Source organism: Dyadobacter sp. NIV53, from assembly GCF_019711195.1.
Taxonomy (GTDB): domain Bacteria; phylum Bacteroidota; class Bacteroidia; order Cytophagales; family Spirosomataceae; genus Dyadobacter.
The window spans coordinates 5699625-5712839 of the sequence record NZ_CP081299.1 but is presented as its reverse complement, the minus strand read 5'-3'; the positions used below and the strand labels follow the sequence as shown (position 1 = coordinate 5712839).

The 13215-nt window shown below is 40.3% G+C and carries 9 protein-coding genes and 1 pseudogene; 6 read left to right on the top strand and 4 right to left on the bottom strand.

Annotated elements, in window-relative coordinates:
• The first annotated feature begins 338 nt into the window (after positions 1-338).
• The 5 genes from KZC02_RS23675 to KZC02_RS23655 all read left to right on the top strand — a co-directional run bounded on the left by KZC02_RS23675 (position 339) and on the right by KZC02_RS23655 (position 8261).
• Positions 339-929, top strand: coding sequence for an RNA polymerase sigma-70 factor (locus KZC02_RS23675; protein ID WP_221390934.1), 591 nt, complete (start codon positions 339-341; stop codon positions 927-929).
• Positions 930-1080: 151 nt separating this feature from the next.
• Complete coding sequence (locus KZC02_RS23670; protein WP_221390933.1) at positions 1081-2019, top strand: FecR family protein; 939 nt, start codon at positions 1081-1083, stop codon at positions 2017-2019.
• A gap of 230 nt (positions 2020-2249) precedes the next feature.
• Positions 2250-5663: a TonB-dependent receptor gene (locus KZC02_RS23665; RefSeq protein WP_229253753.1), complete on the top strand. Its 3414-nt coding sequence runs from the start codon at positions 2250-2252 to the stop codon at positions 5661-5663.
• Between the two features lie 23 nt (positions 5664-5686).
• Positions 5687-7282, top strand: a complete 1596-nt coding sequence (locus KZC02_RS23660) for a RagB/SusD family nutrient uptake outer membrane protein (RefSeq protein WP_221390932.1) — start codon at positions 5687-5689, stop codon at positions 7280-7282.
• 136 nt (positions 7283-7418) lie between these two features.
• A complete protein-coding gene (locus KZC02_RS23655) occupies positions 7419-8261 on the top strand; it encodes an endonuclease/exonuclease/phosphatase family protein (protein ID WP_221390931.1) in 843 nt (280 codons plus the stop codon).
• Positions 8262-8348: 87 nt separating this feature from the next.
• Here the strand turns inward: KZC02_RS23655 and mtgA are convergent, their stop codons facing one another.
• Entirely contained in the window at positions 8349-9035 is a 687-nt protein-coding gene (mtgA, locus tag KZC02_RS23650; protein WP_221390930.1) for a monofunctional biosynthetic peptidoglycan transglycosylase, read from the bottom strand.
• Between the two features lie 391 nt (positions 9036-9426).
• Between mtgA and KZC02_RS23645 the strand changes: the two genes are divergently transcribed.
• Positions 9427-10737, top strand: a complete 1311-nt coding sequence (locus KZC02_RS23645; protein ID WP_221390929.1) for a DUF2851 family protein — start codon at positions 9427-9429, stop codon at positions 10735-10737.
• On the opposite strand, the gene KZC02_RS23640 is transcribed toward KZC02_RS23645, so the two are convergent.
• The 3 genes and pseudogenes from KZC02_RS23640 to KZC02_RS23630 form a co-directional block, all read right to left on the bottom strand.
• Entirely contained in the window at positions 10734-10934 is a 201-nt protein-coding gene (locus KZC02_RS23640; RefSeq protein WP_221390928.1) for a hypothetical protein, read from the bottom strand. The genes KZC02_RS23645 and KZC02_RS23640 overlap by 4 nt on opposite strands.
• A gap of 81 nt (positions 10935-11015) precedes the next feature.
• Positions 11016-12459 (bottom strand): annotated as a pseudogene (locus KZC02_RS23635) (CCA tRNA nucleotidyltransferase).
• 419 nt (positions 12460-12878) lie between these two features.
• The gene (locus KZC02_RS23630) at positions 12879-13211 is read right to left on the bottom strand and encodes a globin (RefSeq protein ID WP_229253752.1); all 333 of its coding nucleotides are present in this window, start codon (positions 13209-13211) and stop codon (positions 12879-12881) included.
• Positions 13212-13215: the final 4 nt, after the last annotated feature.

Sequence of the window (13215 nt, the reverse complement as noted above, 5' to 3'; positions counted from 1 at the left end):
GAAATTTAATATGGAATCATTTTTTTATACCGAATATAGTTTGGATAGTTAAATTTTAATTACCTGAATTTACACCAAACGTTCCTACGGAACGAGTTTTTTGTTCATACTTCATTTTATTGCTATCCTCGAAACGTCCCAATGGGACAACTTGCAGGTGGTTCGCATGAAGGAAATAATTATTCAGGCAAAAAAATGTTAACCATATTAATGCATTGTTAACAAAAATGAAAAGATAACAGGATTACTTAATCCATAAATGACTGCCTGATAAGAAAATAAATTTCACTTTTGTAAAAGTTCTGTTCACTCTATTATGAAACAAGGCTTTATCACCTATGAGCCAATTATACTTAACCCGTTCTGATGAAGATATCCTGGCTCTGATCTCCAATCAGGATGATACACATGCATTTGGCGAATTATATAAACGTTACTTCAAACTTCTCTTCAATTACACGTTCAGCAAGGTAAACGACCAGTTCGCAGCTCAGGAAATTGTCCAGGAATTATTTGTAAGTATATGGCAGCAGCGCCACAAAAGCAATATCGAGGTTTGCAGGCCCTATCTTTTTTCAGCTGTAAAAAAATCAATCATTTCGTTTTACCGCAAAGAGTTTACCCGCAACCATCATTATAATCAGTGGGAAATCCAACACACTTCTTCCAATTCCGACAACACGACCGATCAGCAAACCCTCATTTCTGATCTTCAAAACAGATATGAAGAAGGCCTTCATCTCTTGCCGCCCAAATGCCACGAAGTTTTTGTACTAAGCCGGAAAGGGCTGGCCAATAAAGAAATAGCTGCACAACTGAATATTTCAGAAAAGACTGTTGAACAGCATATTACCAAAGCATTACGTGTATTAAGGGAGTATCTAAAAGAGCATCTCGCCTACTCCATCATTTTTCTGTATCTTTTTTAATAAATTTTTAAAGAAGAACTAAGGGTTACCTTCTTCCCATGCGACCTTAGGATTGTTAACATCCCTAAGCAAATGCAGCAAAATTATATTTCACCACTTTTATTGGAAAAATATCTTAACGAAACCTGTTCGGAAGAAGAAAAAGCGCAAGGTGGAAGCATGGTATGCCAGTTTAAGGGGTAACACAGATTATCTGAATACACTAGCCGAACCGGAACAAATCCGTTTGCAAAAAGAAACTTTCCAGCAAATTCAGGATCGCGTATTGATCCGTAAAGAACGCCCGGCTGTAAATTTAAATTTCAGATGGCTGGCCGGAATAGCGGCGTCTTTCATTTTGGCAGCAGGCATTTATTTCGCTTATTGGTATGCTCAGAATCCTGTTGAAATAAGCACCAAAATAACTTCACCAAAAAAATCAGCCGGATTTATCCACTTTGTAAATAATGAATCCCGTATCGTTTTACATACGCTACCCGATGGAAGCCAGGTTTGGATGCACGCAAATGCTGCTATCAACTATCCAGGCAAATTTGATACCGACAAACGTGCTGTAACATTCCGGGGTGAAGGTTTTTTTAATGTAAAACCGGATAAAACGCGTCCGTTCACGATTCAAAGCGGAGATATGACGGTGAAGGTTCTGGGTACGAGTTTCAATGTAAAAGCACCTGAAAAACAGAAAATATTTGAGATTTCAGTTGTAACAGGAAGTGTAGAAGTCACAACGCCTGGTCAGAAAGATGTGTCTCAACTGGTTATTTTAAAACCAAAGGAACAGGCATTTTTTGAAACAGAAGCCAAACGACTGACTTTAAATCAGATGCCGGTTCAAACGAAAAAGGAAATTTATGAACCGCTGACGATTGTCTTTGAAGGCACCCCGCTTCATCAGGTTGCAGAAATGCTGAATTCCCGCTTCGATTCACACATTCGCCTGATCAATCCGGACATGTCGGCGTGCAGGCTTACTGCGGATTTTGAACAGCAATCTCTTCCGGCTATCCTGGAAATGCTTTGTACTTCGCTCGACGCCACATATACCATGTCAGGAAAAACGATTTTACTAAACGGCCCATCCTGTGAATGACAGCAATTTTTGTAAGAAGTTAATAGAATTAAAATGAACTACTATCCTAAATTCAAAACGATGAAAATTTGTACACAGCCTCCCTGAGACAAAGCAAAAGAGCCGAAGGTGTACCACCACTTCCGACTCTTCGTGCCTTTACATTTCCCTTTTGAAATAACCAGATCGTGTACCACCACGACAAAGGGAAAATTGTCCAACCAGTTCTAAATAATCAGACAATCAAAATTATGGAAAAATCAGTACGTAACAAGCCGGTCAACTGGCTAAAAATTATGCGCATCGGGTTGTTTCAATGTGTTATCGCAGCTTTACTGACAAGTATGAGCTATGCAGGGGAAAGTTCAGCACAGTCGGTCCTTAGCCGGGATATGACGCTGAATTTCAATAATCTCAGTTTAAAAGAAGCTTTGGCGCAAATTCAGGAAAAGACGGAGATCAAATTCGTATACAGCAGCCGGATCTCACTTCAGGACAAGATCGACCTGCATGTGGAAAAACAAAAATTATCTAAAGTACTGGATAATCTTTTGGTTCCGAGAGGTATCAGCTATCGGGTAATCAATGAGCAAATTGTACTGGCGCGGGCAAAAAACAGCTCTTCCGTTTTCTCAGAAATAGAAGAAAAACTGCATCAGGCTATACTTCCGGCCGAAGTAACAATTAAAGGAAAAGTAGTTGGTTCTGATAACAACGAGCCGTTACCGGGAGTTAGTGTTGTAATTAAAGGATCGCAAAAAGGGACTTCTACGGATGCAAACGGTATGTTTGAGATTGATGTTCCGGGAGTTGAATCCACTTTAATATTCAGTTTCGTTGGATACATCGCTCAGGAAATTGTTGCCGGTAACCAATCCCAGATTAATGTTAAGCTCTCAGTTGATACCAAATCTTTGGACGAAGTTGTGGTAATCGGGTACGGCACAATGAAAAAAGGAGATTTATCGTCGGCTGTTTCAACAGTGCCTGATATGGCTCAGATCAAAAACCGGCCGGTATTAAATGTTGGTGCTATGATCCAGGGGAAAGTAGCTGGTGTTACCGCGGTAAATAATGGCGGGCATCCTAATAGCAGCCCAAAGGTTACAATTCGCGGTGTTGGCTCACGTGGAGACGAAAGTGTCCTGTATGTTGTTGACGGTGTACCTAATGCACCCTACAATCCCGCTGACATCGAATCCATTACAGTACTGAAAGATGCAGCCTCAGCAGCTATTTACGGCGCATTTTCCGGGTCAGCTGGTGTAATTCTGATCACTACCCGCCAGGCTACCGAAGGAAAACCAAGTGTTGAGTACAGCGGTTTTACTGGTGTTAAAAATGCATGGAGACTTCCTCAGTCACTAAATGCTGCTGACGAAGCAAAGGTATCCAACCTTGCTTATACCAATGCAGGCTTGTCTCCGCTTGATGGATGGGATATTACCAAAAATCCATATGCCCAGGTTACAAGAACAAACTGGATCAATGAAATTTTCAGGACAGGCGTTGTTCAGCGGCATAATATCAGTATCAATGCTGGTACCGGTAAATTCTCGACACTTTTGCAGGGGCGTTACGAAAAGGAAGAGGGAACACTGGTCAATACGTTTTCACAGAATATTTCCCTCCGTTTCAATGCCGTTTATAAATTCACGGACAAAATAAAGCTGCGTCAGGATGTATTTTATAATAATGGTGATAACCGTGGAACATCCACAGAAAGTGGTTACAGCGGTACTGTTCTTTCGGCCATCTATATGCCACGTTCAGCTGCTGCTTATTATGATGACGGAACTTTTGGCGGAGTTGGCCCGCGTGATTCCCAGTATCTGGGTATTCACGGTGATGCAATTAACCCGCTGGCGTCACTGCTCAGAAATACTTCCACTAATAAAAACAGTCAGATGCAGTCGGTTACTGAACTGTCCTATTCTGATATTATTCCTGGCTTAACTTACGTCACTCGTTTCACCTTCAGACAAAACAGTAATCTGGCAAAAAATTTCACACCAAGAAGAACTGAACCTGGTAAACCTGACGGGCAAAATACACTGGATTATTCCACCGGCCGAGGTTATAACTGGATCTGGGAAAATACGGCCAATTACAGCAAAGTTTTAGGCAAGCACAACATTGGCGCTATGGCATCTATGACAGCTCAGGAAAACTTTGGGAGATCTTTTGGTATAGCAGCAAGAGGTTTTGAAAATGAAGCAGATTGGGCACAATTCTTTATCAATGCTTCGATCTTCGATCAAAACAAACCATGGGATTCTGAAACTAAAGACAGAACAGCTTCTTATGTAGGACGTCTTTCATACAGCTGGGCTGACAGATATTTTTTAACTGGAAGTTATCGTTATGACATTGCCGGACGACTTGCCGAAGGGTATCGTGGAAAGGGGTTTCCAGCCGTAACGGCAGCCTGGAAACTTAGTTCCGAGCCATTCTTTGACATTAGCGGTATAGATTTATTCAAAATCAGAGGAAGCTGGGGACGTATCGGAAATATTAATTCCGTCCCGTTATATTATGGATATCCGGCATTATCCTCCAATCAGACATACCAGATCGGAGATACATCACCTAATTCCCCTGCCTTGTATATCAATAGCCGGTTTAATCCCGAGCTTTCATGGGAAACATCTCAGCAAACGGATATTGGCTTGGATATTAGTCTGTTAAAACAAAGACTTACAATCACAGCTGATTATTTTAACAAGTTAACCTTTGATCTGATCAAACAGCAGGATGTGGAATGGACCAGTACTTTCGGTTACGAAGCACCTTCAATCAATCAGGGAAAAATCCGAAACAGCGGGTTTGAATTATCGGCTTCATGGAAAGACAAAGCCGGAGAGCTAGGATACGAAATCGGCGGAAATTTTGCGACGCTAAAAAATCGTGTTGATTATATTGATACGAATCCAACCTCCTTTTGGACACATGGTGATGCATGGAGAGGAATTCTTACACCTTTCCGTTCCACAGTCGGGCAGCCTTACTATTCTTACTGGCTTATTAAAAATGCCGGAATATTTCAAACTGATGCGGCAGCTGCCGAATACGTTAGCAGTACGGGTACGCAAATTCAACCAAATGCGAAAGCGGGTGATCTTAAATTTGTTGATGAAAATGGTGATGGTAAAATTGACGATCTGGACCGTGTTTATATGGGTAATGCGTTTCCTAAAATCACCTATGGTTTTACTACGAATCTTACCTGGAAAGGTTTTGATGCAAGTATTTTCTTTCAGGGTGTAGGTGGCGTAAAACTTTTTCACGCATTCAAACAGTCCACACTTAACGGAGCAGAGCAGGGATACAACCGTTGGGATAAAATCCTTGACGCCTGGTCTGAAACCAACACAGGTTCGGATATACCAAAAATCAGGGCGAATGACCCTAACCGGAACTTCCAGACAAATTCAGACTGGTTTCTTGAAAATGGTAATTATGTGCGCCTGAAAAACTTAATGATCGGTTATACATTCAATAAGCTTCCAAAGAACATGAATCTCCGCATTTATCTGAGCGGCGATAACCTGTTGACATTCACTAAATATAGCGGAATGGATCCCGAAGTTGGCGGAGTCGGACTAGATGGCGGACAATATCCTGTATCCAGAATTTATTCTGCCGGCCTGAGACTTAAATTTTAAGTAAATCCAAAATCTAACTCAAGATGAAAATAAATATCAAATTTATATTTGCATTGTTCGTGTCGATGGTAACCATCACCGGATGCGACCAAAACTGGGTAGACACTAAACCAAACGGAGCAGCTACAACTGCTTTTTTCTGGAAAAGTGAAGAAGATGTAAAAAGGGGAATTGCCGCGATATATGTGCAAATGGGCAACGAAAATACGTGGGGACGTAACCTGTTCTGGATGCAGGATGCCAGTGATGACATCGTTCCGGGCCGGGTAAGGGCAGAAAGCGATAATATTAAGAATTTTAATATTACTGGCCGTGAAAGCGGCATTGCCAATGGCTGGAGAGATGTATATTGGATGATGAACAAAGCAAACCAGGCACTTGAAGGCCTGCCGACAGCTACTGTTTCTGATGAAGTAAAAAACAAGGCCCTGGGTGAAGCATACTTTATCCGTGCCTTTTCACATTTCTGGCTTGCTTATTCCTGGGGACACGAAGATCAGGGAGTTCCGTTTGATGGGCCTGAAAATGAGGAATATGGAAAAAGAATTCCTCCGCAACTTGCCTCAGTTACAGATAATTATGCCCAGATTATTAAAGACCTGGAAAAAGCAGCAGAACTGTTACCATTATTTTCTACTTACGGATCTGCTGATCAGGGAAGGGCACATAAAGTAGCTGCGTGGGGATACATGATAAAAACCTACGCATATTGGGCACAATACGATGCTACAAAATGGGCTTTAATACCTGCATTGGCAGATAAAATCAAGAATGAAGGAGGACGGGCTTTGGTTACGGGAAAAGGCAGTGCAAGAGAGAATTACCAGTCTGTATTCAAAATTGAAAGTAACTGGAGTTCCGAATATATATGGTCCGTTACTTCTGGTGTTCAGGGTGGTTCTATATTTCCGGGGGTTACTCTGGAAAACAAAGGCTGGGGTATTTTTAATGGCTGGGGTTATTTTCAACCTACAGAGGAACTATATGATGAATATGAAGCCACTGATCCAAGAAGAGAAGTGACTATCCTTAAATTTGGAGATAAGTTCACTTACTTTGGGAAAGAACGGGCTTATTATTCAACCAATAGCCTTTCCGGGTTTCAGAACAGAAAATACATGGAACCATACAGTTACGGGACCAATGAAGAGGCAGGATCTAATTTAATGATCAACCAGAACGGAGATGGCCCTACAACACGCTTAAACTTGCCATTAATGCGTTATGCTGAAATACTTCTTTTCAAAGCAGAAGCATTAATCCAGCAAGGAAAAAATGCGGAGGCTGCAATTCCATTAAACGAGATCCGTGCAAGAGTTGGACTGGCACCTATTTCTGCTCCAACCTTGAATGACCTGAAACATGAACGACGTGTAGAACTTGCCTGTGAATGGACTGATCGGCTTGCTGATCTTAAACGGTGGGGAGATTTTGCTAAAATCAACGCGCCTCTGCATGGCAGGATACATACAAGCAAAACAGATCCAAACTCTGCATTTGAAGTGAAAGAAATATGGCCTGCAAGGAATTTTGATCCAGCCAAACACATGGCCTGGCCAATTAATCCTGATGAGATTTCCAGAAGTAACGGAGCTTATAAACAATCTCCCGGCTGGTAATTTATTGAAGGCTTTTAAATAACAAAAGAGGCATTTGTTCACGCATTTGCCTCTTTTGTTTATAATTTAATAATATAACCTTCAAGTAAATCATACGTTACCCGACCTTATTAACTTTTGATCAAAATTATGTTTTATGAGAAATCTGCTTTTTGTTTTTTTACTTTCATCATTAATAAACCAGCTTTCATTCGCTCAAAAGAATGAACCAATCAACATTGCTTCTTACAATCTGCGTTACGACAACAAAGGTGATGGAATCAATGCGTGGCCAAACCGGAAAGAAAATGTAAAAGGATTAATAAAATTTCATGACTTCGAAATCTTTGGTGTCCAGGAAGCACTGATCGGACAGTTAAAAGATGTAGCAGAATTATCAGAATATGCATACACAGGAAAAGGAAGAGACGATGGTAAAGAGGCAGGCGAGCACTCCGCTATTTTCTATAAAAAGGATCGTTTTAAACTAATAAAATCAGGTGATTTCTGGCTAAGCGAAACGCCTGATAAACCGGGAAAAGGCTGGGATGCAGTTTGCTGCAACCGTATTTCTTCATGGGGAAAATTCCAGGATCTGGTTACAAAAAAGGAGTTCTTTTTCTTTTGCGTTCACTTTGACCACCAGGGTGTTGAAGCCCGCCGTCAATCGGGTTTTTTAATGGTAAAAAAGATCAGGGAAATTGCGGGAAATGCAACCGTAATTTTAACGGGAGATTTCAATTCTACACCAGAAACAGAACAGATTAAAACCATTCAAACAATTTTGAATGATACGCATGAAGTAACCAAACAACCACCTTACGGCCCGGAAGGAACATTCAACAGCTTTAAATTTGATGCGCCTATGGATATGCGGATTGATTATATTTTTGTGAGTAAAAATGTGGATGTTCTCAAATACGGCGTATTAACAGATGCCAAAGAACAGCGTTATCCGTCTGACCATCAGCCGGTTTTAATTAAAGCTATAATAAAATAAATGTAGTTTCATTAACCCCTGAAACGAATAAAGCCTGTATGCATGCAGGCTTTATTCGTTTATCCAAAATAGAATATATCCAGTATGCTACAAATCAGCAATGTACTTTTGGCCACCCAGAGATCGCATTTGCCTGGAAATCTGTCCGCTACGTTTTATTACGTATGAAGAAGGATTTTTAATTGAAAAACGCAATGGATTAGGCAATACTGCGGCAATCCTGGCTGCTTCGGCACGTGTCAGATTTTTGGCGGATTTTTTATAATAACGAAGAGAAGCTGCCTCTACGCCAAATGTCATTTTTCCCATTTCGGCCACGTTGAGATACACTTCCAGGATACGTTCTTTATCCCAGATAATTTCAATCAGAATGGTAAAATAAGCTTCAAGCCCCTTTCTGATAAAACTCCTTCCATGCCATAAAAAAACATTCTTGGCAACCTGCTGTGAAATCGTACTGGCACCACGGACACGTTTCCGTTTTTCAGTCATGGCATCGTAAATCTCATTAAAATCAAAACCCCAGTGATGCGGAAAATTCTGGTCTTCTGAGGCGATAACAGCCAGTGCCGCTTCTTTGGAGATATTTTCATAAGGCTCCCAATCGCTGTATATCTTGGTTTCCTCGTCGGCTTTAAAAGCTTCAATTTTCCGGGAGATCATAAATGGGGTAACCCAAACCGGTAAAAACCTTAATATAAAAACCCAGACGACGGAGATAATTAAAAAATATATAAAGAAACGAAGAGCAATAAATGGCAAACGGCGGAGCATAAAATGTTTTTTCCTGATATCTGATAAGTAATATGAATACAAAGAACTGAAACTAATCAGGCATAGGCAAAGAAAATATTTACCAATATCAGGGTTATTTTCATTTTCGCTATGTTTCAGAACACTATGAATAAAGTTTGAGCCGCGTCTGATTATCTACCTGATAATTAGACTACAAGCAATAATCTAATATTTATTTTTAATATAAAAAAAATCATAAAAGAATACAATTTTCAAAAAATTTAATAAAACGACAGTATTTTATATATTTTCTTCCAATACCGAAACCTATTGAATAAAGTTGCGTCTCAACATCCGAAACGAACGACACGTGTTAATATGTGATCAACATTCCGGTCAGGCTGTCTTCTCAATTCGTTTTTTAAATTCTATGAATGAAGATATATTAAGTTTTATCTGGCGGTTTCAATATTTTGAGACTGAAAATATGCTTACGGACGAAGGAGCCCGATTATCAGTTTTAAGAACAGGTTATCTGAACAACAACGCCGGCCCTGATTTTTCCGAAGTCCGTGTTCAGATTGACGGAGTGGACTGGGCTGGTTGTGTTGAGATCCATGTCAAATCTTCCGATTGGTTTCAGCATAATCACGAAACGGACTTGTCCTACGAAAGTGTTGTTTTACATGTTGTCTGGGAAAACGACAAACCAGTATTACGGAAAGACGGCACTTTGCTACCAACACTGACACTAAAAGGGCTGGTAAAATTATCTGTAATAGAGCGTTATGGCTACCTTTTGCATGAAAAAGAAGAAATTCCATGCAGTAAAAGTTTTGAAAGTGTAAATGACCTGCAAAAATATTCAATGATGGATCGTGTCCTGCTCGAACGCCTGGATAAAAAAGCGTCGCAGGTTATGAATCTTTTAAAAGCAAATCAGCAGGACTGGGAAGAAACAGCTTATCAATGGCTTTCTCAGCATTTTGGTTTTAAACTCAATGATCCCGCATTTTTAAGATTAAGCCAGCTTGTTCCATTAAAAATCCTTCAAAAACACAGGAACAGCCCTATACAAATTGAAGCACTACTGTTTGGCTGTGCAGGCTTGTTACCAGAATTACAAGATCTGGAAGGCATCGATAAATCTTCTCATGAATATGTTTATATCAGAGAACTCCGCAGGGAATATTTGTTTCTTTCTTCAAAATACCGTCTGTCAAATATTCCAATGAGCGTTCAGGAATGGAAATTTTTACGACTTCGCCCGGCAGGGTTTCCTACAATACGTCTTGCACAACTGGCCGTTTTGATCAGCAAAAGCGCCGGAATCTTTTCTTCGTTAACTTCTGCTGATCATATTGAGGAATTATATTCCTTATTTAATTTAAAACAATCTGATTACTGGAGTACACATTTCCAATTAGGCAAATTGTCTAAATCCAAGGTTCCGTCCATGGGAAAAGATGCAGCAAATTTGTTGATTATCAATGCAGCAATTCCATTAATGGTAGCCTATTCAAAACACCGCCAGCAACCTGAAATGCAGGATAAGGCTATAAAATGGCTTTCAGAAATACCAGCAGAAAATAACCGGATCACAAGAGAATGGGAATTACTTGATATGCATGTAAAAACCGCAGCCGATTCGCAATCGCTCATAGAATGGTATAACCATTATTGCACCCAGCACAAATGCCTGGAATGTATTGTAGGAGCAACTTTGGTCCGACCGGTTTAGCTTCTGCTCACCAGGTTTACGCCTGTCAAAAGAAAAACGGTTCCTACCAAAAACGGAACAACTGATTCCCATTTGCTGACTGTAAGGCCTAATACCGGCTTATCGGATAAAAAAGCAACGCAGGCAAAAAGTAAAACCGCTATTCCTAAAAGGGTAAGAAGTGCACCAAAAAAGCGTCTGAAACGTGTAGCTTCCATTAAAATATGTAGTGAGGAGAAATATTCTTTATTTTTAAGGCAAAAGTATTCAAAACATCATGAACAACAATGCCCGGTAAATTATTCCGGAATTTCATTTGTGTTTACATCAGCAACGTTAAGACCTATTTTCTGGCCTTCTTTAATCATAAAATCGTAAGCTGGTTCAAGCTCATTCGGAATAATTCCTTCCAGAATAGCCTCTCTGATCAATTCTTTCATTACACCTACCTCCCGCGACGGTTTTAAGCCGAAGGTTTTGATGATAATTTCACCGGTAATCACTGGTTGAAAATTTCTTAGTTTATCCCTTTCTTCCAGATCTTTCAGTTTTTGTTCAACCAAATCAAAATTGTGGAGAAAGCGTTTTACTTTATCAGGATTTTTAGAAGTAATATCAGCGCGGCAAAGTTTCATCAGGGCTTCAATATCTTCTCCTGCTTCTACCAGCAAACGCCTCATTGCGGCATCCGTAATTTGCTCCTTCGACAATACGATCGGACGCAAATGCAGACGAACCAGTTTCTGGACAAACTTCATTTTCTCATTTAACGGAAGTTTCATCCTTCTGAAAAAGAACCGGAACCATACGTGCCCCAACTTCCTCATGATTATGAAATGACCAGCCTACTTTTTTATCGAATTTTTTAGTAGCCGGTTTTGCAATGTCGTGTAGTATGGCAGCCCATCTCAGCCAAAGATCACTGGTATGCTGAGATACATTATCCAGCACCTGTAAAGTATGATAAAAATTATCCTTATGCCCTTTCCCATCTATATTTTCCACACCCTGCAAATCCACCATTTCAGGGAATATAATGGCCAGGAGCCCGGCGTGATATAATAGTTTAAACCCGTATGATGGTGTTGGTGAAAGTATTATTTTGTTCATTTCATCAGAAATCCGTTCTGCTGAAACGATTCCGATACGCTCCTTCATTTTGATAATAGCATCAAAAGTATCGGCCTCAATATCAAAATTAAGCTGGGAAGCAAACCGTATGGCACGCATCATGCGAAGCGGGTCGTCGGAGAAAGTAATATCAGGAGACAGTGGCGTACGTATTATTTTTTTTCTAATATCCCTGACGCCCTCGAAAGGATCAACAAGGTCCCCAAAGGTTTTTTTATGCAGGCTGATCCCCATTGCATTAATGGTAAAATCACGCCTGTTCTGATCATCCTGTAAAGTTCCGTCCTCAACCGCTGGTTTACGCGAATCTGATCGATAAGATTCTTTTCTGGCTCCAACGAATTCTATTTCCAAATCTCCCTGACGGATCTGTGCGGTTCCGAAAGTTTTGTAAATACTCACATGTACATCCGGCCCAAGCCGCGACGCTACCAGCTCGGCCAGCTCAATTCCACTACCTATTGAAACAATGTCAATATCCTTACTTTCCCGTTTTAATATAAGATCGCGGACGAACCCGCCTATGATATACGCATCCACTCCAAGCTCTGCCGAAGCACTGGCAACAAGTTCGAGAATAGGATAACGGATTAACTGCTCTTTAAAATTCATGCCGCAAAGGTAAGAAATTCTCGTCCTTTACGATATCCAGGCAGCAAATGAAGAAAGAATTTGATTTAAAACCTGACGCTTTGGGGCTGCAAAATACCGCTTGAAAGCATGCGCATTAAATGAACCGGGGCGAATACTATTGCCGTTATGAGTAATGCTATTACCAGGACAACCCCTATAAATAATTGCAGTACTGTTACCAAGACAACATCCATATCTATCTTAAAAATTATATTTTTTGAAACAATGCTTATATTTTTCCTTATGCTGCAATATAACGCATTTTCGAGGATTTAGATTAATTCTAAATCAATTAATTTAACAAATCATCTTAATTTTTTAATTTTAGAAAGAAAACGACTGAAATAGGAGAAGATCAGTCGTGATTTACCATAAAAAATGCAGTTCGTGGAAATCGGTCAAATAATTCGTCCTTTGAGTTCTTTGTCAATAGGCAATTCGCCTACTGCCGCTGACATACACTGCAGCCATGCTACGGCATCGTCCTCAGTAATGACATGCGGCATATGTCTGGCGCGCATCATCGGATGGCCATGTACTTCGGAATAAAGTTGCGGCCCTCCCAGAAATTGAGTGAGGAACAAACGCTGCTTTTCCCTGATCTCGTTTTTATCACTTTTAAAAAGCCGTGAAATTAACTCATGCTCAAAAACCAGATCGTAAAACCGGTCAGTAAGTAATTTCAAGGCCTCATCCCCGCCTATTCTTTCATAAAGAGATCTCTCTTCCATTATT